This window comes from Kingella kingae ATCC 23330, from assembly GCF_900111845.1.
Lineage (GTDB): Bacteria > Pseudomonadota > Gammaproteobacteria > Burkholderiales > Neisseriaceae > Kingella > Kingella kingae.
Window position 1 is genome coordinate 16,479 of record NZ_FOJK01000012.1, and the last position, 24,006, is coordinate 40,484.

The 24,006-nt window shown below is 49.2% G+C and carries 23 protein-coding genes; 11 read left to right on the forward strand and 12 right to left on the reverse strand.

Annotation, left to right across the window (positions count from 1 at the left end):
• The first annotated feature begins 1 nt into the window (after position 1).
• Together BQ5809_RS04120 and BQ5809_RS04125 are read left to right on the forward strand one after the other, a co-directional pair.
• Entirely contained in the window at positions 2 to 424 is a 423-nt protein-coding gene (locus tag BQ5809_RS04120) for a F0F1 ATP synthase subunit epsilon (RefSeq protein ID WP_003787230.1), read from the forward strand.
• 113 nt (positions 425 to 537) lie between these two features.
• The gene (locus BQ5809_RS04125) at positions 538 to 1,908 is read left to right on the forward strand and encodes a DEAD/DEAH box helicase (RefSeq protein WP_032827759.1); all 1,371 of its coding nucleotides are present in this window, start codon (positions 538 to 540) and stop codon (positions 1,906 to 1,908) included.
• Positions 1,909 to 2,088: 180 nt separating this feature from the next.
• On the opposite strand, the gene BQ5809_RS04130 is transcribed toward BQ5809_RS04125, so the two are convergent.
• The 6 genes from BQ5809_RS04130 to BQ5809_RS04150 form a co-directional block, all read right to left on the reverse strand.
• The gene (locus tag BQ5809_RS04130; RefSeq protein WP_003787236.1) at positions 2,089 to 3,561 is read right to left on the reverse strand and encodes a S41 family peptidase; all 1,473 of its coding nucleotides are present in this window, start codon (positions 3,559 to 3,561) and stop codon (positions 2,089 to 2,091) included.
• Positions 3,562 to 3,717: 156 nt separating this feature from the next.
• Complete coding sequence (locus BQ5809_RS04135; protein WP_003787239.1) at positions 3,718 to 4,047, reverse strand: YnfA family protein; 330 nt, start codon at positions 4,045 to 4,047, stop codon at positions 3,718 to 3,720.
• Between the two features lie 24 nt (positions 4,048 to 4,071).
• Complete coding sequence (locus BQ5809_RS11445) at positions 4,072 to 4,245, reverse strand: DUF2238 domain-containing protein (RefSeq protein ID WP_003787242.1); 174 nt, start codon at positions 4,243 to 4,245, stop codon at positions 4,072 to 4,074.
• The gene (locus BQ5809_RS11625; protein ID WP_476733804.1) at positions 4,224 to 4,319 is read right to left on the reverse strand and encodes a hypothetical protein; all 96 of its coding nucleotides are present in this window, start codon (positions 4,317 to 4,319) and stop codon (positions 4,224 to 4,226) included. The genes BQ5809_RS11445 and BQ5809_RS11625 overlap by 22 nt, the downstream gene beginning before the upstream one ends.
• Positions 4,320 to 4,467: 148 nt before the next feature.
• Entirely contained in the window at positions 4,468 to 5,433 is a 966-nt protein-coding gene (locus BQ5809_RS04145; RefSeq protein WP_003787243.1) for a PhoH family protein, read from the reverse strand.
• Between the two features lie 62 nt (positions 5,434 to 5,495).
• Positions 5,496 to 6,377 carry a patatin-like phospholipase family protein gene (locus tag BQ5809_RS04150; RefSeq protein WP_003787245.1) on the reverse strand — a complete coding sequence of 294 codons (882 nt, stop codon included), beginning with the start codon at positions 6,375 to 6,377 and terminating at the stop codon, positions 5,496 to 5,498.
• Positions 6,378 to 6,597: 220 nt separating this feature from the next.
• Between BQ5809_RS04150 and argF the strand changes: the two genes are divergently transcribed.
• The 3 genes from argF (at position 6,598) to BQ5809_RS04165 (ending at position 9,252) form a co-directional block, all read left to right on the forward strand.
• Entirely contained in the window at positions 6,598 to 7,605 is a 1,008-nt protein-coding gene (gene argF / locus BQ5809_RS04155) for an ornithine carbamoyltransferase (protein ID WP_003787246.1), read from the forward strand.
• Positions 7,606 to 7,780: 175 nt separating this feature from the next.
• Complete coding sequence (xerD, locus tag BQ5809_RS04160; protein ID WP_003787248.1) at positions 7,781 to 8,665, forward strand: site-specific tyrosine recombinase XerD; 885 nt, start codon at positions 7,781 to 7,783, stop codon at positions 8,663 to 8,665.
• Positions 8,666 to 8,778: 113 nt separating this feature from the next.
• Positions 8,779 to 9,252, forward strand: a complete 474-nt coding sequence (locus BQ5809_RS04165) for a hemerythrin domain-containing protein (RefSeq protein WP_003787249.1) — start codon at positions 8,779 to 8,781, stop codon at positions 9,250 to 9,252.
• A gap of 82 nt (positions 9,253 to 9,334) precedes the next feature.
• Here BQ5809_RS04165 and BQ5809_RS04170 read toward each other — a convergent pair whose 3' ends face one another.
• The 3 genes from BQ5809_RS04170 to BQ5809_RS04180 form a co-directional block, all read right to left on the reverse strand.
• On the reverse strand, positions 9,335 to 9,922 hold the full coding sequence (locus BQ5809_RS04170) for a FixH family protein (protein WP_003787254.1): 588 nt from the start codon (positions 9,920 to 9,922) through the stop codon (positions 9,335 to 9,337).
• Positions 9,923 to 9,925: 3 nt separating this feature from the next.
• Positions 9,926 to 11,353 carry a cytochrome c oxidase accessory protein CcoG gene (gene ccoG, locus BQ5809_RS04175; protein WP_003787256.1) on the reverse strand — a complete coding sequence of 476 codons (1,428 nt, stop codon included), beginning with the start codon at positions 11,351 to 11,353 and terminating at the stop codon, positions 9,926 to 9,928.
• A 96-nt stretch (positions 11,354 to 11,449) separates the two neighbouring features.
• Positions 11,450 to 12,730 carry a valine--pyruvate transaminase gene (locus BQ5809_RS04180; protein ID WP_003787257.1) on the reverse strand — a complete coding sequence of 427 codons (1,281 nt, stop codon included), beginning with the start codon at positions 12,728 to 12,730 and terminating at the stop codon, positions 11,450 to 11,452.
• A 128-nt stretch (positions 12,731 to 12,858) separates the two neighbouring features.
• On the opposite strand from BQ5809_RS04180, the gene BQ5809_RS04185 reads away from it, so the two are divergent.
• Entirely contained in the window at positions 12,859 to 13,566 is a 708-nt protein-coding gene (locus BQ5809_RS04185) for an SAM-dependent methyltransferase (RefSeq protein ID WP_003787259.1), read from the forward strand.
• Between the two features lie 31 nt (positions 13,567 to 13,597).
• Here BQ5809_RS04185 and BQ5809_RS04190 read toward each other — a convergent pair whose 3' ends face one another.
• Both BQ5809_RS04190 and BQ5809_RS10235 read right to left on the reverse strand, forming a co-directional pair.
• The gene (locus tag BQ5809_RS04190; protein WP_111694396.1) at positions 13,598 to 14,029 is read right to left on the reverse strand and encodes a transposase; all 432 of its coding nucleotides are present in this window, start codon (positions 14,027 to 14,029) and stop codon (positions 13,598 to 13,600) included.
• Positions 13,926 to 14,189 (reverse strand): transposase, encoded by a 264-nt coding sequence (locus BQ5809_RS10235; protein WP_071461654.1) that lies wholly within the window; start codon positions 14,187 to 14,189, stop codon positions 13,926 to 13,928. Before BQ5809_RS10235 ends, BQ5809_RS04190 begins: the two co-directional genes overlap by 104 nt.
• 205 nt (positions 14,190 to 14,394) lie before the next feature.
• Here BQ5809_RS10235 and BQ5809_RS04195 point away from each other — a divergent pair, with 205 nt between their 5' ends.
• Positions 14,395 to 16,026, forward strand: coding sequence for an ArnT family glycosyltransferase (locus BQ5809_RS04195; RefSeq protein WP_003788520.1), 1,632 nt, complete (start codon positions 14,395 to 14,397; stop codon positions 16,024 to 16,026).
• A gap of 143 nt (positions 16,027 to 16,169) precedes the next feature.
• Complete coding sequence (dsbD, locus tag BQ5809_RS04200; RefSeq protein WP_003788518.1) at positions 16,170 to 17,996, forward strand: protein-disulfide reductase DsbD; 1,827 nt, start codon at positions 16,170 to 16,172, stop codon at positions 17,994 to 17,996.
• A 171-nt stretch (positions 17,997 to 18,167) separates the two neighbouring features.
• Here dsbD and murA read toward each other — a convergent pair whose 3' ends face one another.
• A complete protein-coding gene (murA, locus tag BQ5809_RS04205; protein WP_003788516.1) occupies positions 18,168 to 19,430 on the reverse strand; it encodes a UDP-N-acetylglucosamine 1-carboxyvinyltransferase in 1,263 nt (420 codons plus the stop codon).
• A 205-nt stretch (positions 19,431 to 19,635) separates the two neighbouring features.
• Here murA and BQ5809_RS04210 point away from each other — a divergent pair, with 205 nt between their 5' ends.
• The 3 genes from BQ5809_RS04210 (at position 19,636) to BQ5809_RS04220 (ending at position 23,998) form a co-directional block, all read left to right on the forward strand.
• On the forward strand, positions 19,636 to 21,690 hold the full coding sequence (locus BQ5809_RS04210) for a UDP-glucose:protein N-beta-glucosyltransferase (RefSeq protein WP_003788513.1): 2,055 nt from the start codon (positions 19,636 to 19,638) through the stop codon (positions 21,688 to 21,690).
• A 221-nt stretch (positions 21,691 to 21,911) separates the two neighbouring features.
• Positions 21,912 to 22,610: a 2-C-methyl-D-erythritol 4-phosphate cytidylyltransferase gene (gene ispD / locus BQ5809_RS04215; RefSeq protein ID WP_003788511.1), complete on the forward strand. Its 699-nt coding sequence runs from the start codon at positions 21,912 to 21,914 to the stop codon at positions 22,608 to 22,610.
• Between the two features lie 47 nt (positions 22,611 to 22,657).
• Complete coding sequence (locus BQ5809_RS04220) at positions 22,658 to 23,998, forward strand: deoxyguanosinetriphosphate triphosphohydrolase (protein WP_003788510.1); 1,341 nt, start codon at positions 22,658 to 22,660, stop codon at positions 23,996 to 23,998.
• Positions 23,999 to 24,006: the final 8 nt, after the last annotated feature.

Genomic DNA, 24,006 nt, shown 5'->3' on the forward strand with positions numbered 1-24,006 from the left:
CATGAGTATCATGCGAGTTGAAGTGGTTAGTAACGAAGAGCACATTTATTCTGGCGAAGCGAGTTTTGTCGTGGTGCCAACAGTAAATGGGGAACTTGGTATTTACCCTCGCCATGAGCCGATTATGAGCTTGGTTCGTCCTGGTGCATTGCGTGTGACTCAGGTTGGTTCTGCCGAAGAAGTATTGGTTGCAGTTTCTGGCGGCGTGCTAGAAGTGCGACCAGACACGATTACCATTTTGGCTGATGTGGCAGTGCGTAGTTCAGAAATGGATCAAGCACGTGCTGAAGAAGCAAAACGTGTTGCAGAGCAAAATCTGGCAAAAGCGCAAGATGGCAATGCACAAGCTAAGGCGCAGGCTGCTTTGGCGGCTGCGATTGCAGAGCTGAAAACATTGGATTATTTGCGTTCGCGTAAAAAATAAACATAATTGGTTGAACCGCTTTCCTTACTATGGGAAAGCGGTTTTTTGTGTGTGGATATATGGGTGAATCTGTTAAAATCCCTATCCTACATATCATGCAAGAAAGAAGGAATATGACTCAATTTTCACAATTGGGCTTGGGGCAAGAAATTGTGTCGGCATTGTCCGAGCAAGGCTACGAAACCCCCACGCCCATTCAGTTGGCAGCCATTCCAAAAGCCTTGGCAGGGCACGATTTATTGGCGGCTGCACAAACGGGTACGGGCAAAACCGCCGCGTTTATGTTGCCCAGTTTGGAGCGTTTGAAGCGTTATGCCAATGCCAGCACATCGCCAGCCATGCACCCCATGCGTATGTTGGTTTTGACACCCACGCGCGAACTGGCTGATCAAATCGACCAAAATACGAAAAGCTACATTAAAAATTTGCCGTTGCGCCACACTGTTTTGTTTGGTGGTGTGAGCATGGATAAGCAAACGGCGGATTTGCGTGCAGGCTGCGAAATTGTGGTGGCAACGGTTGGACGCTTGCTCGACCACGTTAAGCAGAAAAACATCAATCTGAACAAAGTTGAAATTGTGGTGCTGGACGAAGCCGACCGCATGCTCGACATGGGTTTTGTTGATGAAATCCGTCAGATTATGCGTTTGTTGCCCAAATCGCGCCAAACTTTATTGTTTTCAGCGACGTTTGCGCCCGATATCCGCAAATTGGCGCAGGATTTTATGCATCTGCCAGAAACGATTGAAGTGGCAGCACAAAACACGACCAATGCTAATGTGGAACAACACGTGATTGCGGTAGATGCACATCGCAAAAAAGAATTGTTGGAGCGTTTGATTGTGGATTTGAATATGCCGCAAGTGATTGTGTTCTGCAAAACTAAGCAATCTGCCGAGCAAGTGGCGCGAGATTTGTTGCGCCGTGGCTTGTCGGCAAATGCCATTCACGGCGATAAATCGCAACAAACGCGTTTGGAAGTGTTGAGCCAGTTCAAATCGGGCGAATTGCGTGTTCTGGTGGCAACCGATGTGGCGGCGCGTGGTTTGGATATTGCCGAATTGCCTTTTGTGATTAATTACGAATTGCCTGTTCAGGCGGAAGATTATGTGCATCGCATTGGGCGGACAGGGCGCGCAGGCGCGGAAGGCGTGGCGATTTCGATGATGGATGAAACCGAGCAAAAAATGTATGCGTCCATTCAAGAGTTGATTGGTGCTCAATTGCCTGTTTCGCGCATTGAAGGCTTTGAACCGCGTTGGGAACAAGTGCAGGCTGCTTTGCATGAACAGCCGTCGATGTCGTCTCCCTCTGCGCCATCTTCGCGTACGCAACGTACCGAACGCGGCGAAAAAAGAGCCAACCAGCGTGAAGCCAAACGACAAGTAGAAAAAATGGTTGAAGTAGAGCGCAACAGTGTTCGCCGTCGTGGACGCGAACGCCGAACGTGCGCTTTGTTGCAACGTAATTTTGGTGCGATTTAATCGATACAATCGTAGTGGATTCAATTCAAACTAGGACAAGGCGACAATGTCCGCCGTGTACGCGTGGTACATAAGGGCATTGGCAACGCGGTACTAGTTTGAAGTGAATTCACTATAAAAGCAGCCTGCACTTTTTGTTGATTCAAAGTGCAGGCTGCTTTTTTTGTGTTTCAATTGGGTTTAGTTTTTTTTAGCTGGCGCAGGTTTGCTGGCTGCTACTCCCAACGATTTTTGCCACTCAGCTGGATTTTTGATTAAATCCAATGCTTTGCGTAATTGTTCGTCTTTGCTTGGGTCGGGTTTGCGGCGCGATGAAACGTCTTTATCATCGTCTTTTTTGTTGCTGGCAGGTGTAGAAGCAGCCTGCACTTTGTCTGCGTTTGCCACTTCGGAAGCAGCCTGCACCACGCCGCCTTTTACATCGTCTGCGCCCAATGGGTTGCCAATGTGTCCGTTCAAATCGGCTTCACGGCTTTCGAACGTGCGGTTTTTGTCCAACACTTCCACATCTGGCACGATGCCTGTCGCTTGGATAGAGCGGTCTTTGGGTGTGTAATACAAAGCGGTGGTCAATTTAACCGCGCCACCGCTGGATACGGGAATAACCGATTGCACCGAGCCTTTGCCAAAGCTGCGTGTGCCGACAATCACGGCGCGTTTGTGGTCTTGCAATGCGCCTGCCACGATTTCTGATGCCGATGCCGAACCTGCGTTAATCAACACCGTCATCGGTATGGTTTTGATTTCGGCTGGCAAGTTTGCCAATGGGTCTGTGCCAGCAGTGAGCAAGTAATCTTCGGGGCGAGCTTTGAGCAACATGGCTTGTTGATTGTCGCGCCCTTTGGTGCTGACTACCACGCTGTCGTTTGCCAAGAATGCTGCCGACACGCCCACTGCGCCATTGAGCAAGCCACCTGGGTCATCGCGCAAATCCAGCACTAAGCCTTTGAGTGTGCTGCCATTTTCTTTGGTCAAAGCGGCAATTGCGTCTGCCATAGCTGGCACAGTTGGCTCTTGGAATTGGCTGATGCGGATATAGCCGTAACCATTTTCCAGCAAATGATGACGCACGCTGCGAACTTTAATAATGGCGCGAGTCAATTTCACCACAATCGGTTTGGGTGCGTCTTTGCGCGATAAAGTTAGCGTGATGCTGGTGCCTGGTTTGCCGCGCATTTTTTTGACTGCATCGCTCACGCTCATACCGCGTGTGGATTCGTTGTCAATTTTGACGATGAAATCGCCACTTTTTACGCCTGCGCGCTCGGCTGGCGTGTCTTCAATCGGCGCAACTACTTTGACAAAGCCGTCTTCTTGCCCAATTTCCATGCCCAAGCCACCAAATTCGCCCGACGTGCCTTCGCGCATATCTTGGTAGCCTTTTTTGTCCATGTATTCTGAATGTGGGTCAAGTCCTGATACCATGCCTTTGACTGCGCCTTCTAGGATTTTTTCGTCTGTTTCGTTGTGGACATAATTGGCTTTGATTTGACCATAGACTTCTGCCATCACGCGCAAAGATTGCAAGGGCAGTTGATTGTCGTTACTTTGATTTTTGGGATTGGCGGCAAGGCTTTGTGCGCCAATGCTCACAGCTGCGCCTGTGATTGCACCCATGGTGTATAAAGCAATTTTTTTCCAAACAGGTTTCATGATGTTGTTCTTTCTGTAAATGCGCGTGCAAAGTGCAGGCTGCTTTTGGGTCGTGCGAACACGGTTTGCAAAATCAAAAAGCGTAAGGATAGGCGATTTTAGTCAATCCTGAAAGAGGCAAGAATTAAAATCGTGCAAAAAAATGTGCAGGTTTGATTAAGCAGCCTGCACACTGCCCCACGCGATAACGGCTACACCAGCAAAACACAATGCTGCGCCAATGTAATCGCCTGGGCGCAACGCCATGCCATCGACAAAACGTAACCACAACAGCGCAATGGAAATGTACACGCCGCCATAAGCTGCGTAAATTCTGCCACTTGCGGCTGGGTGCAAGGTAAGCAAATAGGTAAACGCGGCTAAACTTGCCGCTGCTGGCATAATAAGCCACGCGCTTTTGCCTTGTCGCAACCACAAATAGGGCAACCAGCAGCCGATGATTTCGGCAAGTGCGGTTAGGATAAATAGGGATAGGGTTTTAATCATAAGTTTGGGTTGCAGGCTGCTTTGTTAGGCGGATTGAAATTTCTTATCAGGGCGCATAAACACATAAAACACCAGAGAAGTGATTGCCCTCAACGTATCTACCAACATATCTTTTTGCGCGTCCCAAATATCGCCTTGCGAACCCAAAAATTCCACGCCAGCATTGCCGCCTTCAATCACCGCGTATTGTATTGCCATACATACGCCGTGTCGCTAAAACGAAATTTGCGAAACGTCAAAACCAATGCGCCAAATACGATAAACAACGGCATGGCTTCTGCCCACCACACTGCACGGTCGGACGGTGCAACGCCTGCTCAAATCGCTAGGGCAATGAAAACAGCGGATAAGGCTATGGGAATAATATTTTGTTTCATTATGATTTCTTCCTATTTGAATACAAAAGCAGCCTGCACATTATTATTTCTCGTTGTCTACTTCCGCCGCGTCATACGCTTCCACAATTTTTTGAACTAATGGGTGGCGAACCACATCTTCACTGGTAAACACATGAAAATACAGCCCGTCCACGCCGTCCAATTTTTCACGCGCATCACGCAAACCTGATTTGATGTGGCGCGGCAAATCCACTTGGCTCAAATCGCCTGTAATCACAGCTTTTGTGCCAAAACCAATGCGCGTTAAAAACATTTTCATCTGTTCGGGCGTGGTGTTTTGCGCTTCGTCCAAAATCACATACGCACCGTTCAACGTGCGTCCACGCATATAAGCAAGCGGCGCAATCTCAATCAAGCCTTTTTCCATCAATTTGGTTACGCGGTCAAAACCCATTAAATCGTAAAGCGCGTCATACAATGGGCGCAAATACGGGTCCACTTTTTGCGCCAAATCGCCTGGTAGAAAACCCAATTTTTCGCCTGCTTCCACCGCAGGGCGTACCAATACAATGCGTTCAATTTGATGTTTGTCCATAGCGTCCACCGCCGCCGCTACTGCCAAATAGGTTTTACCCGTGCCAGCAGGCCCCAGCCCGAAAACAATATCGTGATTGAGTAAGGCACGAATGTAACCGTTTTGGCGCGGCGTGCGTCCGCCAATGCTGCCGCGTTTGGTGTGGAAATAGTAGGCGTGATTTTCGTCTGATTTTTGAACGTGTTGCGCGTCTGATGTTTTGGCTTCAATCGCGGCTAGGTTGATGTCGTCATCGGATAATTCGCGCTGTTCGGCGATGTCCATCAGCGCAACAAGCGCGTTTCGTGCGGCGTGGGCTAGGCTGCCTGAAAACGTGAAATGGTCAAATCGGCGGCTGATTTGTACGTCTAGGCTGTGCGCGAGTGTGTGCAAATTGTCGTCTAATGCGCCGCAAAGTCTTTGCAGGGCAACTGGGTTGTAGTCTTCAAATTGTAGGTGTACGGTGTGGGTCATGGTTTGTTTGCTTGATTGAAATGGGTTAAAAATAAAAAAGTGCAGGCTGCTTTTGTATCGGTTTAACGATACTTCGCCAATTCCGCCTTAATCTTGGGCAATGCTGCTCGTGCTGCTTGTTCGCCCAACGTAATCGCTTGGGCTTTTTGGTCAAAACCGCCTACCGCGCCCAGTTGTTGTACGGCTGGTTTAATCACGACATTCGCTTGCGCCAGTTCGGCATTGAGCGCGGAAATGCTCATAATGTTTAAACTTTGGTCTAAATAAGCAAAAAAACCGCTGGATTGCTCTAGTCGCGCTGGCTTGGCGGAAATATCCACCGCAATCACCACATTCGCGCCCATGCGTTTGGCTGCGCTTACAGGAACGGGTGCGGACAGTCCGCCGTCCACATATTGCTTGCCGCCAATTTCAACAGGCTGGAACACGTTGGGAATGCTGGCACTGGCGCGAACCGCTTGCCCTGTGTTGCCACGATTGAACACCACCATTTTGCCTGTGCCAAATTCGGTGGCAACGGCGGCAAATTTAATCGGCAATTTTTCTAGGGTGCGATTGCCTACCTTGTCATTGACCCAGTTTTGCAATTTCTCGCCACGAATAAAGCCACGAGTTGAAAGCGTTAAATCCACAATATCGCCTTTTTCCAGCAGCGATGCTTCGGTTTGTAAACGTGCAGGCTGCATGCCCGAAGCGTATAAACTGCCCACCAATGCGCCTGCACTTGTGCCTGTTACAACATGAACAGGGATATTGTTTTCGCGCAATACTTTGAGTACGCCAATGTGGGCAAAACCTTTGGACGCGCCTCCGCCCAATGCCAAGCCGACTACCAAGCGCGGTTGGTTAGTGTTTTGTGATGCGGTGGATTGGGATTGAATGACTGAACACGAAGTCAGCAAAATAGCGGCGGATAATAAGAAAACGCGGCGAGTAAAACGCATAGGAAATTCTTTCTAGGTAAAAAAGCAGCCTGCATTTTACTCCATAGCGAATTATCTTCAAATGAGTACTGCGTTGCCAACGCCCTTATGTACTGGTTGTACACGGCGGGCGTTGTCGCCTTGTTCTCCTTTGAATCTAATTCACTATAAAAAGCTATGCTATGATGTGAGTCTTAATTTTGTTTACCAATGATTTTGATGCTTCAACAAGGACAACACCATGCCGAATTTAACTTCACGCTCGTTTTTGAAATTGCTGGACTTTACGCCTGCTGAAATCACGGCTTTGCTGGATTTAGCCGCCAAACTGAAAGCCGATAAAAAAAGCGGCAACGAAGTCCAACACATGAAAGGCAAACAAATCGCGCTGATTTTTGAAAAAACCAGCACGCGAACCCGTTGTGCGTTTGAAGTGGCAGCGCGAGACCAAGGCGCACATGTTACCTATCTTGAACCCAGCGGCAGCCAAATCGGACACAAAGAAAGCGTAAAAGACACCGCTCGCGTGTTGGGGCGTATGTATGACGCGATTGAATACCGCGGTTTTTCGCAATTGGTGGTGGAAGAATTGGCGCAATATTCAGGTGTGCCTGTGTACAACGGTTTAACAGACGAATTTCACCCCACGCAAATGCTTGCCGATTTGCTGACCATGCGCGAACACAGCGATAAGCCGTTGAACGAAATCAGCTATGCTTATTTGGGCGATGCGCGATTCAATATGGGCAATTCTTTGTTGATTGCAGGCGCGTTAATGGGTATGGACGTTCGCATTGCCGCGCCCACATCGTTGCAGCCTGCACCCGAATTGGTGGCAAAAATACGGCAAATCGCGCAAAAAACAGGCGCAAAAATCACGATTACCGACAATCCACAACAAGCGGTGCAGGGCGCGGATTTTGTTCACACCGACATTTGGGTTAGCATGGGCGAACCCGAAGCCGCATGGCGCGAACGCATTGATTTACTCAAACCATTCCAAGTGAATGCCAATTTAATGAACGCGACTGGCAATCCAAATGCGAAGTTTATGCACTGCTTGCCATCGTTCCACAACCGCGACACCAAAGTGGGGGAGTGGATTTACCAAACCTTTGGCATGGACGGCGTGGAAGTTACCGAAGACGTGTTTGAAAGCGCGGCAAGCATTGTGTTTGACCAAGCGGAAAACCGTATGCACACGATTAAAGCGGTGATGGTGGCGACTTTGGGGAATGTGGAGATTTAAATTACTTGGTTGCCCAATCGTATCCATTTAAATGAAAAATCAGCCTGCACATTTTGTTTATAGAAAATGCAGGCTGCTTTTTATAGTGGTTTAAATTTAGATTAGGACAAGGCGACAACGGCCGCCGTGTCCTAATCTAAATTTAAATCACTATAATCCCAAAACACTATTGAACATGAATCCAACCAACACCGAAATCATAGAATCCCTGCTAGACCATTTGTGGCTGCAAGAGCGTTTGGCAGACAACACCTTGCAAGCCTATCGCCGTGATTTAAACAAACTGGCAACTCGGTTGCAGCAAGAAAACACCGATTTTCTGCACGCAAGCAGCCTGCAATTAGCCAGTGCGATTTATTTGGCAGACGAAAGCCCGCGCACCCAATCGCGTTGCTTGTCGGCAGCCAAGCGACTGTATGCTTGGTTGATAGAACAAGGCAAACGCGCCGACAATCCGTGCCGCGATTTAAAAACCGCCAAATTGCCGCGCACCTTGCCACAGCTCATCACCGAAGCGCAAATAGACGCGCTGCTTGCCGCGCCCAATGTGGACACGCCACACGGTTTGCGCGATAAAGCCCTGCTGGAATTGATGTACGCCACAGGTTTGCGCGTGAGCGAAGCTATTGGTTTGCGCTTGCACGAACTCAAATTGCTGCAAGGCATGGTCAGCATCATTGGCAAGGGCGACAAACAGCGCATTGTGCCATTGGGCGAAGAAGCGATTTTTTGGCTGGAACGCTATCTGCACGAAGCCAGAGATACGCTGCTCAAAGGGGCAAACTGCGATGTCGTGTTCGTGTCGCAAAAATGCAATGGCATTACGCGCCAACTGGCATGGATGGCGGTCAATAAATACGCGCAACAAGTCGGCATAGTTGGCTTGTCACCGCACGGTTTGCGCCATGCCTTTGCCACGCATTTGGTCAATCACGGTGCGGATTTGCGCGTGGTACAACTGCTGCTCGGACACGCCAATTTAACGACAACGGAAATTTATACCCACGTTGCCAATGTGCGATTGAAGCAGGTGGTGGATACGCATCACCCAAGGTCATAAAAATTGTGTTAAAACAAACTACACAGTTTTAAAGTTTCGTATAATGTGTAACTTATAAAAAGTGCAGGCTGCTTGGCTTGCAAATCTAAAATTAACCTAAAAGGAACACAAAAATGACTGACCAAACCGTATGGAAAACCGCGCCTTTACACGCTACTGTTGACCATGTTTTATCGCGTTTTCACGATACGCACCGCGCTCAAATTGAACGCATTTTGCCTTTGCTGGACAAAGTGAGCAGCGTTCATGCCGACACGTTCCCAGCCGAACTCGTGCCTGTGGTACAACATTTGGGTGATGAATTGCAAATGCACATGCAAAAAGAAGAGCGCGTGCTATTCCCTATGATTAAGCAGGGCATGGGACGCAATGCCGCCATGCCTGTTCGCGTGATGATGATGGAACACGATGACCATTCTGCAACCATTGAGCAAGTGTTGAGCCTGACCGATAACCTGACTCCGCCAGCACAAGCGTGTGGTAGCTGGCAGCGTTTGTATGCCGAATTGCGCGAATTGGTTGATGATTTGCAACAGCATATTCAGTTGGAAAACCATATTTTATTCCCCCGCGCATTGGCTGAATAAGTTTGTTGGATAGATAAACAAAGTGCAGGCTGCTTTTTCTGAAACACGAAAAGCAGCCTGCACTTTTTTGTTATACCTAAATTCAATGCGCTCCACTTGCGGCACTTGCTACGGCAGCCTGCACCAACACACTGTCTTTGGCTTTCAATTCCACTGCGCCGCCTTGGCTGGGCAGCCATTTTTCTTCTACGCGCCATGTGCCTGCTTCGTCTTCCACGCGCACATACCAGTGAACGGTTTTGGGCAACGCGGCAAAAGTCGCTAAATATTCGCTTTTGTCGCCCGATTGCAGGCTGCTTGCTGCTTTGAGCGGTGCAACGTGGTCGGCATCTTTGCGCGCTGGGTGCAACAGCGTTAATTTAAGCGGTGCTTCGCGCTTGAAATCGCCCGACACAAACACTTTTGCCGCTGTGCCATCGGCATTGAACAGCACTTGTGCGACTATGCCACGTTTGGCGGCTTCTACATCGCGTTCCAGTTGCAGGTTGATGTGTTTGCCGTCTTTGTAATAATCGTCGCTCACTAAATCGGCAATATTATCGCTGGCGATTTTGAGCGTGATGAACGCGGCAATCACGACAATAATCGGGCCGCTCATCAGCAGCCAAAAGACTTTTTGTTTGTACCAAGGCTGCTGGTTGCGTTGTTCTTCGGGCGTGGGTTGCGCCATGTTTTATTCTCCAATAAAGATAGATTGTTCTTCAATATCACGTGCTTCGGTTGCAGGCTGCCCTTCGGTGCGATAGTGGAATGTGAACACGATTGGGTGGCTGCCTTTGTCGGCGTATTCGGGTTGCGTTGCCACTTGCACAGGCACGGTGATGATTTGTCCTGCTGGCACAAGCACGCCATTTTCGGGCAAACCTGTTAGGCGAATGTCTTTGAAACCTGTTACATCGGCTGTAACGATTTGCGGCTTGTCGCTGGCGTTGCTAATGCTTAAATTGTAGGCATTCTCCAGCATGCCTTCTTTGTTTTCGCGCACCATCACGCCGCGGTCTTTAATCACGTCAATTTGCATGGTTTGGCGCGTGGCAATGCCAACCAACAAGGCGATAATCGCGGCAAGCAGCATACCGCCATAACCCACCACTTTGGGGCGCAACAAATGTTTTTTGATGTCGGCATCGGTGTATTCGTGTTTTAACACGGCTTCGGTGGTGTAGCGAATCAAACCGCGTGGATAGCCCATTTTGTCCATGATTTCATCGCAAGCGTCAATGCAGGCTGCACAGCCAATACATTGGTATTGCAAGCCATTGCGAATATCAATGCCTGTTGGGCAAACTTGTACACAGGCGGTACAGTTAATGCAATCGCCCATGTCGTTATGTTCGGCATTTTTCTTACGCGCACCGCGTGGTTCGCCGCGTTCTTCGTCATACGAAATCACCAGCGTGTCGTGGTCAAACATCGCGCTTTGGAAGCGGGCATACGGACACATGTGCAAGCAAACTTGTTCGCGCATAATGTGTCCAAACAACCACGTTACCATGCCATAGAACGCGGCTGTTCCCAAGGCAACGCTGCCTGCTGTGCCGTTGAAAATGGCTGGCACAAAATCGCGGATTGGCGTAAACCAGCCTGCAAATGTGATGCCTGTCCACGCGGCGACGACAAAAATCAGCGTGTATTTAATCGCTTTAATGCGGATTTTTCTGGCGTTCCATGGCTCTTTGTCCAATTTCAAACGCTTGTTGCGGTCGCCTTCCACCAAGTGGTCAATCCACAACATGATTTCGGTGTACACGGTTTGTGGGCAAGAATAGCCGCACCACAAACGCCCTGCCACCGTTGTCCACCAAAACAAACCAAACGCCGACACAATCAGCAAACCAGTCAAATACAGCAAATCGGCTGGCTCAAACACCAAGCTGAAAATATAGAAATGTCGCCCTAAAATATCAAACCAAACGGCTTGACGACCGTCCCAGCTAATCCACGGCATGCCATAAAAAAATAGCTGCGTTGCCACAATCATAAAAATACGAATGTTGGCAAAGCGACCTTTGGCAAGTTTGGGGTGAATGCGTTTTGCGCCTTGATAAAGCTGTATGGTTTGTTCTTTTACGGGCGGTTTTTTGGGGGATTCGGTGGACATGGTTTGTGTTCCTTGTTTTTATTGATTTAAATTCGAACGGGACGGAATTATACGCCTTATTTATTGATTGTGCAGGCTGCTTTTTACCCATTTGCTTTACATCGCGTCATACACGTCGCGCACCACCGCTGCAATATCCGCAATGCCAGCCAACAAAGTTGCATCGTCTTGGGCAATATTCATGCGAATACACTCGTGTGCGTGGCGGAAGTTTGCCGTGTCTATGCCCACAAAAAAATGCTCGCTCGGAATAATCAACGTGCCGCGCTGTTTCAATTTTTCATACAATTCTTGCGATGTAATCGGCAAGTTTTCAAACCACAGCCACAAGAAAATCGCGCCTTCTGGCTGATGAATTTTGAGTGGATAACCGCGCAACTGTTCTTGCAAAGCCGACACCGCCAGCTCCGCTTGTTTTTGATAAAACGGCTTAATCACATTTTGCGCCAAATAGCTCAAATCGCCATTGCGGATTAACGGCGCAACCAAAGCTGCACCCAATCGCGTGGGCGCAAGGTTAATAATCGCATTCAAACTGCTAATCGCCTGTACCACTTTGGGCGCAGCCACCACAATCCCCGTCCGCACCCCAGGCAAACCAATTTTAGACAGACTAAAACACAAAATAATGTTGTCGTGCCAATTTAGCGTGGCTGGCGTGTGAATAATATTCGGAAACGGCATGCCATACGCATTATCAATAATCAAGGGAATACCGTGTTTTTGCGCCAAAGCGTCCAACCGCGCCATTTCGTCATCGGTTAGCACATTGCCAGTCGGGTTGGTTGGGCGCGAACAGCAAATCGCACCAATTTGTTGATTTTGCCAATGCGGCAGATTTTCCAGCGCGTCAAAGTCCACACGATATTTAAAAAAACCGTCTTTGCCATTGTGTTGCACATTTTGGATTTGCGGCGGCACGGCAACAAAATGTTTGCCCTGCACATGAGCATCGGCATAGCCAATGTATTCAGGCGCGAGCGGCAACAAAATGGATTTGTCGCCATCGTCAAATCGTCCGCCAAACAAGTTAAATAAATAGAAAAAAGCGTTTTGCGAACCGTTGGTTAGCGCGATGTTGTCGGCAGAAATGTCCCAGCCGTATGTTTCGCGAAAGAAATGAACCAGCACGCCAATCAACTTCGCATCGCCTTGTGGCGTGGAATAATTGCCCGCGCTTTCTATGCCTACGCCAGATGTAGCGATGTGGTGCAACATACGTTCATACGCCGCGTTCACTTCGTCCAAACGCGCAGGGTTGCCACCGCCGAGCATATTCATCGGTTTATCGCTGTTGAGTGCGTTGCCCAAGTCGTCCATGAGCTGCAAAATGCCCGTTTTTTGCGTGAATTTTTGTCCAAATTGTGAAAATTGCATGATTTTTTCCTGTGCGATAGAGATTGGTGCAAATTATAACGCAAGCAGCCTGCATCGTATCAAGGTGCAAATTGTTCATATAAAGCAGCCTGCACTATAATTTCCTTTTTTCACAACAGAGTAACACCATGCCCACTCTATACCTAATCCCCACACCATTGGGCGCAGCAGACACCCTCAGCCTGCTGCCCCACGAACAAGCCCAAATCCAACACATCACCGATTTTGTCGTAGAAGCCGAAAAAACCGCGCGTTCACATCTCAAACACATGGGTTTGCACAAACCAATCCGTGAATTAAGCCTACGCCCACTCAACGAACACACGCCCAAAACCGAAGTCGCTCAACTGCTGCAACCCCTGCACGAAGGGCGCGATTTAGGTTTAATCAGCGAAGCAGGTTGCCCAGCCATTGCCGACCCTGGTGCAGATTTAGTCGCACTGGCACACGAACACGGCTTTGAAGTGAAGCCATTGATAGGCGCGTCCAGCATTTTGCTCGCACTCATGGCATCGGGGGCGAATGGTCAATGTTTCGCGTTCAAAGGCTATTTGCCAGCCGACAAAGACCAACGTGCAGGCTGCTTGCGTGATTTGGAACAGCGTTCACGCCAAGCCAACGAAACGCAGTTGTTTATAGAAACGCCGTATCGCAACGATGCTTTGTTTGCCGATGCCATAAGCAGCCTGCACCCCAACACACGCCTGTGCATTGCCAGCGATTTGACTTTGCCAACCCAGTTGATTATCAGCCAACGCATTGTCGATTGGCGCAAAATGCGCGAACTGCCTGTGCTAAAAAAACGCCCGACCATGTTTGTGTTGCACGCGGAGTGACATAAATCAAAGAACCTGTATTCACAAACAACTATTTGATAAATTTTAATATTTGTGAAATATACCCTAGTTTAACAAAATTTTCAGCAGATAAATTCGTCTGCTCAAAATCTTTTGCTAAACGTCGAGACCAACCTAACCATGCAAACGTTCGTTCTACAATCCAACGTTTGGGCAGAATATGCCAAGAAATATCTTGAATTCTCTTTGAAATCTCAACAGTTAAACCCAATTGCTCTGATACTTCACGCTCAAATGTATTCCGATAACCTGCGTCTGCACAGAAACCTTTTAAACTCGGATAGGTCTCAAACGCTTTTTTTGCTACAAAAATACCTGCTTTGCTTGTTTTTGATGGATTAAACGTTTTTTTGAACCAATGCCAAAAGAATTCTATCCCATAAGCCTGATTGATTGGCTCTGCGATAGAAACTCCATACGGTTGAATAAGGTGGAAAATCATTGGGCAGCATACGCCACTGGCAACCTGTTTTGGTCATGTACAAAACGGCATTCACTAATTGACGTTTATCCCATTTGTAGTGGCGTAGCTGGTTAAAATATGGCTCAATCGCTTGCCATTGGGCATCTGTTAAGTCTGTTGGGTAGGATTTTCTAGTCATAAAGATATTTTATCATTTTTGTGAATACAGGTTCTTAGATTAGGGCAAGGCGACAACGACCGCCGTGTACACCTAGTATATAAGGGAGTCGGCAACGCTGTACTAATCTAAATTTAATTCACTATAAAAGCAGCCTGCACAAAAATCGCGCTCAAACGGCTTTGAGCTATAATCGCATCTTTATTTATTGCTATGGCGATTGCTTATGCTCACCTACACTTCTCGCCCCAAACGCCCCGAACCGACACACGAATATCCGTGGCTGCTGTTGCTGCTGGCTTTTTGCTGGCTGTGGCCAGGCGTGTTCTCGCACGATTTGTGGACACCCAGCGAACCGAACATGATGTTGGCGATTGACGATGCGGCACAGCGCGGTGCGTGGTTGCCCACGGTGTTTGGCGCGGCGTATTTTGATGTGTCGCCGTTGTATGTGCAAACTGCGGCGTGGTTCAAAATGTTGCTTTCGCCTTGGGCTGCCGATGCGTTTTCGGCGGCGCGATTTGCCAGCGTGTTGTTTACCAGCTTGGGCTTGCTCGGCTCGGGCATGGCTGGCTACCGTTTTTTGGGGCGACATCACGGGCGCAGCGTGGTGTTGATTTTAATCGGCTCGGTTGGCATTTTGCCGATTGCTCATTTTTTGGGCGCGTATTCGCCTGTGTTTGCAGGCGTGGGATTGGCGATGTGGGGCTTTTCTATCGCGCAACGTCAGGTGATGTTTTCGGCAATTTTGGTCGCGCTTGGCACAATGCTGTTGGCACAATCGTTGGGATTGTTGGCGGCGTTGGCAATGCTGTTGGTGGCGAGTTTGTTGCCGTTTAGTCCGCATTGGCGCAATCAACGCTATACGGTTGCTTTGGTGGCGATGTGGGCGATTAGCTTGCCCTTGCTTGCGGTGTACCCGATTGCGTTGGCGATTGTTGAACCTGCGGCGTTTGCGGTTTATTGGCAACAACATATTTTTGGCTCGTTTGGTGGCATCAACCAAGTGCAGGCTGCTTTTTCGCTGCATTATTATCTGCAACATTTGCTGTGGTTTGCCTTTCCTGCTTTGCTTTTGGCGATTTGGACGCGCACACGTCAATCGTTTCGCGCCACACCAGCAGGCGTGTTGATGGCGACTTGGTTGGCGGTATTTGGCGGATTTTTGTTGCTCAATCCCGAACAGCATCAAGATTTATTGGTGTTGCTGTTGCCGCCATTGGCACTATCTGGCGCGGCGCAACTGGACAACCTACGCCGCGGTATGGCAGTGTTTCTGAATTGGTTTGGCATTGCGCTATTTGGCTGCGCTGCTGTGTTTTTGTGGATTGGCTTTGTGGCGATGAATTACGGTTTTCCAGCCAAACTTGCCGAACGCGCTGCTTATTTTAGTCCGTATTACACGCGCGATTTAGACATCATGCCGATTTTGGTTGCGCTCTTGTTCACGCCCATGTGGCTGATTGCGATAACGCGCAAACGCATACGCGGACGACAAGCCGTAACCAACTGGGCGGCAGGCACAACGCTGGTTTGGGCTTTGTTGATGACGCTGTTTTTGCCGTGGATAGACGCAGCCAAATCGCATCGCCCCGTTATCCAGCAGTTAATCCAAGCTGTACCCGATGTGGCACACGCCAACTGCTTGTATATTGACCCACGCGACAAAACCGCTCGTTTGGCGTGGCAACAATACGGCACAGGCGCGTACACAATCCAAAACGCATCGTGTCGTTACACCTTGGCGCAATACAATCCGCGCAACGAAGTCGCCCCAGCAGGCAACATCGTGTGGCAAGGCAAACGACCACGCAGCAAAACGGAGTTGTTTGTGTTGATTCACAATGGTGGGGAGTGAGCAATCAACAATCAAAGCAGCCTGCACTTTTGGTCTATATCAAAACGCAGACTGCTTTATCATTTCTTTGCGCTTTTTCGGCTATTAGTCCTATTCAATCCGCTATATAATCCACGCTCATTGTGTAATCCGAAAGCGATATTATGAACAAACTAATCGCCATACTAGGCGCAAGCCTAATCAGCGTGCAACTGGCACACGCTGCCGTGAACCCAGACGATTTATTGCCAGCCGAACAAGCCTTTGCCCCCACTGTGCAGGTGTCCGACCAAGGCGTGCAAGTGCAGTTTAAAATTGCCGATGGTTATTACTTGTATCAAAGCAAAATCACAGCGCAAACCGAACCCGAAAACTTGCTCGGTGCGCCCCAATTAAGCGCAGGCAAAGAAAAAGAAGACGAATTTTTTGGCAAACAAACGGTGTATTACCACAACGCCGATGTGCGCTGGAACTACGCGCAAACCGTGTCGCAGCCCTATAAAATCCACTTGCGCTATCAAGGTTGCGCCGATGTGGGTATTTGCTATCCGCCTGTGGACACATCGTTTGACATCAACGGCAATGGCACATACGGCAACGAAATCAATCAAGCCAATGACGCAAAATCGCTGTTTGTAAAAAAGCCAGCGGGGGCAGCACCAACCGCGCCAGTTGCGCCCCCTTCGTCCGCAGTTGCTGATGATTCATTGAGCGGTCAGCTCAAAAGCAGCCTGCACACTTTATCGCGCGACACATTGGGCTGGAATATTCTGGCGTTCTTCATTTTTGGCTTGGGATTGAGTTTTACCGCGTGTATGTATCCGCTGCTGCCAATTGTATCCAGCATTATTGTGGGCGACCAAAGTAACACACCCAACAAAAAACGCGCGTTTATGCTGTCGTTGGTCTATGTGCAGGGCTTGGCTTTGACCTACACCAGCGTGGGCGTGTTGGCTGGCTTAACAGGTGCATTACTAACCGTGTGGCTGCAACAGCCAATTGTGGTGCTGTCTATGTCAGGCGTGATGATTTTGTTGGCGTTGTCTATGTTTGGGCTATTTAATTTACAGTTGCCAAGCAGCCTGCAAGCCTATTTCCAAAATAAAAGCAACAAATTATCGGGCGGCAAAACCACATCGGTGTTTGTGATGGGTATGCTCTCCGCGCTTATTGTTGGTCCTTGCGTTGCGCCACCATTGGCAGCAGCGTTGGGCTACATCGGCAAAACAGGCGATGCACTGCTGGGCGGCACATTGCTGTATGCGTTGGCATTGGGAACAGGCGTACCGCTCATCATCATCGGCACCTTTGGCGGACACATCATGCCACGCGCAGGTGTGTGGATGAACGGCATCAAATACGCATTTGGCGTGATTTTGCTCGCCGTTGCCGTGTATTTGGCGACACCGTTTTTGCCGTATGCCGCCACCGCCAGTTTATACACCTTATTGTTGATTGCGCCTGCAGTGTTTTGGCTGACCCGTTTGCGCGGATTAAAAAGCAGCCTGCACGCATTTTCCATTGCCGCGAGTGCATTATTATTGATTGGCGGCGCATGGTTTGGCATACAAAGCGCGCGCAGCCAAGAAACCGCGCTGCACCGCTTTTTAACGCTGCACCCACAAGGTGAATCGCACGGACAAAAATTCAGCGATGTCGCACAAATGGAACAAGCCATTGCCGCCTTGCACGCGCAAAACTCCAATCAACCTGTGTTGTTGGACTTTTATGCCGATTGGTGCGTGTCGTGCAAAGAAATGGAAGCGCGAACATTTAGCGATTCGCAAGTGCAGGCTGCTGTGCCAATGGCTAGGCTAATCCAAATAGACGTAACCGAAAACACCGCCGCACATCAGGCTTTGCTCAAACAATATGGGCTGTTTGGCCCGCCAGGTTTGTTTGTGCTCAAAGCAGACGGCAGTCGCAGCGACCCATTGCTGGGCTATGCGAAATCGGACGAGTTTATTGCTTGGTATCAGGCGCGGCAGTAAGTTATGTATAGTGGATTAAATTTAGATTAGGATAAGGCGACAACGCTCGCCGCGTGCAAATAGCACATAAGGGCGTTGGCAACGCAGTATCATTGCAATTTCACTTCACTATAATATAAAAAAGCAGCCTGCACATTCGGTTGATTGAATGTACAGGCTGCTTTTTATGGTTTACCCCACAATCCGTTCAATTTTCGCACCCACGCCACCGAGTTTTTTCTCGATGTGTTCATAGCCGCGGTCTAAATGGTAGATTTGTTCCACAATGGTTTCGCCCTCGGCAACCAAACCTGCCATCACCAAACTTGCCGAAGCGCGTAAATCCGTCGCCATAACCGTTGCGCCCGACAATTTTTCTACGCCTTGCACCAAAGCGGTGTTGCCCTCGGCAGAAATATTCGCGCCCATGCGGTTGAGTTCAGGAACGTGCATAAAGCGGTTTTCAAAAATGGTTTCGGTTACTTTGCAAGTGCCTTCGGCTACGGCATTCATCGCCATAAATTGCGCTTGCATATCGGTTGGGAACGCTGGGTGTTCGGCGGTGCGAATGTTCACGGTTTTGGGGCGATGTGGCATATCAATGCTAATCCAGTCGTCGCCCGCTTCAATAATCGCGCCTGCTTCCACCAATTTGTCCAACACCACCTCCATGGTTTTGGGCGCGGCGTTGCGTAACACCACTTTGCCGCCCGTCATCGCCACCGCGCACAGGAATGTGCCTGCTTCAATGCGGTCTGGCACAACGCTATGTTCCGCGCCGTGCAATTCGTCCACGCCTTCAATAATCATGGTTTGCGTGCCGATGCCTTGAATTTTCGCGCCCATTTTGACCAAGCATTCTGCCAAGTCCACTACTTCTGGCTCAACCGCGCAATTTTCTAGCGTGGTTGTGCCTTGCGCCAAAGTCGCTGCCATGAGCAGATTTTCTGTGCCACCCACCGTTACCATATCCATCACCACACGCGTACCTTGCAATTTGCCTTTTGGCGCAGTTGCTTTTACATAACCATGTTCAATCACAATTTCCGCGCCCATCGCTTCCAAACCTTTTAAATGCTGGTCAACAGGACGCGCGCCAATCGCACAACCGCCAGGCAAGCTCACTTCTGCTTTACCAAATCGCGCTAATGTTGGACCTAGTACCAAAATAGACGCGCGCATGGTTCGCACCAAATCGTATGGCGCACAAGTGTTGTTTACCGTGCTGCCGTTAATTTCAAATTCGCTAATGTTGTCGGTTAAAACGCGCGCGCCCATGCCTTGCAACAGTTTTTGCGTGGTTTTGACATCGGCAAGCATGGGCACGTTTTTTAAGCGCAATGTGCCGCTAGACAGCAAGCCTGCACACATCAACGGCAAGGCGGCATTTTTTGCGCCCGATACGATGATTTCGCCGTTTAATGCGCCATTGGCAGTAATTTTTAATTTATCCATAATGTTAATTTAAACTTTCTGCGGTTAAGTTGATTGAATTGGCGCGGATTATAACGGAATTTACCGTTTTATTGCGGATTGGGTGCAGGCTGCTTTTATCGCCATATAAAACAGTATAGAATTCGCTTGCTTTGTTATCATTTGAATATCATTTAACCGTAGGCTGGGTCATGCTCCAACCTACTCCATAATAGAAAGCCATTCCATGACTCAAACAACCGAGCAATCTATCCCCAGCCTAACTCGTTTTGAACAAGCGGTTAGCAGTCAAAACTACGAAGCAGCCTGCACCGAATTACTCAGCATTCTGGGTCAGCTAGACAGCAACTTTGGCGAAATCCACGGCATTGAATTTGCCTACCCAGTCCAGTTGCAAAACCTACAACAAGATGTAACCATCCATTTTTGCACGCGCATGGCAACCGCCATCACCACGTTGTTTACCAACAAAATGTGGAGCTTAACCGACGACGGCAGAACGCGCTTTTTAACCGTGCAACGCTGGATTAATATGATTTTCGCCAGCTCACCTTATGTCAATGCCGACCACGTTTTGGCAACCTACAACACCAATCCCGAACCCGATTCTTTGTGGAACAACATTCATTTGGACAACAACCAAAGTGCGTTCAACAAATTCGCAGTCATGTATTTGCCCGAATCCAACGTACAGGTCAATTTAGACAGCTTGTGGAGCGTGAATCCGTCTTTAACCGCGTCTTTGTGTTTTGCATGGCAATCGCCGCGCTTTATTGCCACCGAAGCCGCGTTCAATCGCCGTGCCCAAGTGTTGCAATGGTTTCCAGCCAAATTGGCGCAGTTTAATAATTTAAACACGCTGCCAGCCAACATCAGCCACGATGTGTATATGCATTGCAGCTACGACATCGAACCTAATAAACACGATGTAAAAGGCGCGTTAAACCAAGTGATTCGCCGTCATATCTTGGAAGAATACGGTTGGCAAGATTGCGACGTAACCAAAATCGGCAACGCGCACGGCAAACCTGTGATGCTGGTGCTGTTGGAACACTTCCATTCAGGGCATTCTATTTATCGCACGCATTCCACTTCTATGATTGCGGCGCGTGAGCAATTCTATTTAATTGGCATCGGCGGTGCAGCGGTGGACGAAGCAGGACGCGCTGTGTTTGACGAATTTGTAGAAATAGATGCCAAAGCCAGCACCATGGAGAAATTGCAAGCCATTCGCGCCATTGCCACCAAAGAGCAGCCTGCGGTGTTCTATATGCCGAGCATTGGCATGGACTTAATCACCATTTTCGCCAGCAACACACGCATCGCCCCAATCCAAGTCATCGCGTTGGGACATCCAGCCACCACCCATTCCAAATTCATTGAATATGTGATTGTGGAAGACGACTACGTTGGCAGCGAAGAATGTTTTAGCGAAACCCTGTTGCGCCTACCAAAAGACGCTTTGCCGTATGTACCGTCAGCACTTGCACCAGCATCGGTGGAATACAATTTGCGCGAAAACCCAAGCGTAGTACACATTGGCGTCGCTTCCACCACCATGAAGCTGAACCCATATTTCCTAAGAGCCTGTGCCGAAATCAAAGCGCGAAGCAAAGTGCCTGTGCATTTTCACTTTGCCATGGGTCAGGCATCGGGCGTAACCTTTGCCTACATTGAACGCTTCCTAAAAAACTATTTAGGCAAAGCGGTGACAGCCTACCCACATCAATCGTATACCGACTATTTACGCACGCTGCACCAATGCGACATGATGATTAACCCATTCCCATTTGGTAACACTAACGGCATTATTGATATGGTCACGCTAGGCTTGGTAGGCATATGCAAAACAGGCGCAGAAGTGCATGAGCACATCGACGAAGGCTTATTCAAACGCTTGGGCTTACCAGAATGGTTGATTACGCAAACGGCTGATGACTATGTAAACTGCGCGGTACGTTTGGCAGAAAACCACGAAGAACGCCTTGCCTTGCGCCACCATATCATTGAAAACAACGGTTTGAACATGCTGTTTTCGGGCGACCCAAAACCAATGGGGCAAATCTTGTGGGCAAAAGTGCAAGAAAAAATGGCAAAACCAGCCAAAAAAGCCACTGCGAAAGTCGCATCTAAACCAGCCGCTGCGGTTGAGCCAGTAGCCGAAAAACCTGCGACCAAAACCGTCCGCAAAACAGCGAGCAAAAAAGCCGCTGCAACCGAAGCGACAACAGAAAAAGCCGCGCCCAAAACCACGCGCACACGCAAAAAAGCAGCGGAATAAGGCGTAATACCATTCCATAAAAATAATTTAACTTCGTTACCAACTCCCTTTATGTGCTACTTGCACACGGCGGTCGTTGTCGCTTTGTTAAATTACTTTTCTGGAATGGTATACAAACAAAAAGTGCAGGCTGCTTTTGAATACAAAAAAAGCAGCCTGCACTTTTTATTATTATAGTGGATTAAATTTAATTCACTATACAATCCAACAAAATCACACTTATGAAATACCCAGTCCTAATCCCAGCCGCAGGCGTAGGCAGCCGTTTTGGTGCAAGCATTCCCAAGCAATACGCCCAAATCACCCACGCCCCTGTGTTGCAACACACCATTGATTTGTTTACCCAAAACCCACGCATCGGACAAATTGCCGTCATCATTTCGCCCGAAGACGAATGGTATGACAACTGCATCAAGCAGCCTGCACAATGCAACGTGTATCGCGTAGGTGGCAGCAGCCGAGCCGAGAGCGTTGCCAACGGCTTGGCGACTTTGTTGCAACAACAAAAAATATCGCCCAACGACACGATTTTGGTACACGATGCCGCTCGCTGCTGTTTACCTCAGGCTGCTTTGAACCGCTTGCTAGACGCATTACCGCAATGCCCAGACGGCGCGATTTTGGCAATTCCCGTTGCCGACACACTCAAAAGCCAAGACAACAACCAACGCATTGTGCATACCGTGCCACGTGCAGGTTTGTGGCAAGCGCAAACGCCGCAAGCCTTTGTCGCAAGCAGCCTGCACCGCGCCTTGCAAACCGCTGATTTAGAACACATCACAGACGAAGCATCGGCAATGGAACGTTTGGGTTTTGCGCCACAGTTGGTTGAAGGCGACAACCGCAATCTTAAACTCACGCGCCCTGATGACGCAGCTTGGGCAGTGTTTTTGTTGCAGCAAGCGCAGTTGTTAGCGTAAACAAAAAAGCAGCCTGCACTTTCCCATTCCAACCAAAGGAAATCATCATGATGAATTGGAACACCCTGATGTCTGCCACACGCTTTGTCCGCCAGCCCAACGGCGACATCATCGCGCAGCCACATCAAGCCAACGACCCCTATCGTAGCCCCTATCAAACCGATTACGACCGCGTGGTGTTTTCGCAAGCCTTTCGCCGTTTGGGGCGCAAAACGCAGGTTCACCCTTTGGCAAAAAACGACCACACCCACAATCGCCTAACCCACAGCGTAGAAGTTGCCAGCGTGGGGCGCAGTTTGGGCAACCAAGTCGGCGTGATGCTGCAACAAACCCAGCATTTGCCCGCGCACCTGTCGCCCAACGACATCGCCACCACCGTACAAGTCGCGTGTTTGGCGCACGATTTGGGCAACCCGCCGTTTGGGCATACGGGCGAAGACGCGCTGCGCCATTGGTTCAAGCAACCTGCACATCAACATTATTTGGCGGATTTAAGTCCAGCCGAACGCAACGACATTCAAACCTACGAAGGCAATGCCCACAGCCTGCGCCAAATTTTGAGTTTGGAAATGTATGCCCAACAAGGCGGAATGCGCCTGACCGCCGCCGCGATTGGTACGCTCATCAAATACCCGTGGAGCAGCAGTCAGCCGCAAAAAGGGCAACGCAAATTCAACATCTATCAAGCCGAAATGCCGCTGTTTCAAGCCATCGCACACGAATTGCAACTCCCCCAAATCACGCCAAACGAATGGGCAAGGCACCCACTATCATATCTGATGGAAGCAGCGGACGACATCTGCTACGCGCTCATGGATTTGGAAGACGCAGTTAGCCTATCGCTCATCAACGCCAACGAAATCGAACAACTGCTCGCGCCCCTGTGCGATACCGAACGGCTCAAATACGCCAGCAGCCTGCCGCAACGCATCGCCATGATGCGCGGCTTGTCTATTGGTTACGCCATCAACCAAGTCGCGCAAACCTTTATGCAACACCACAACGATTTGCGTGCAGGCTGCTTTGATGCGCACGATTTATTGCACAAAACCGAACCCAAATTGCACGAAACACTCAATGCTGCCAAGCAGTTAGCTCGCGACAAAATTTTCCGCCACCGCAGCAAATTGGTACACGAACTTGCCGCCTTTCCGTGCTTAAATTCCATGTTGGATTTGTTGATACCTGCCGCGCACGCCAAAATCACACAAAGCAGCCTGCACAATGTACAACACAGTTTGGCGTTGGATTTGCTAGAAAAAAGCCCCATTACTGCACAAGACACGCTTTATACCGCATACCTAAAAGTGCTGGATTTTATCGGCGGCATGACCGACAACTACGCCGCCAAAACCGCCAGTGAGCTATCGGGCAGCAATATGCTTTAATTTTGTTT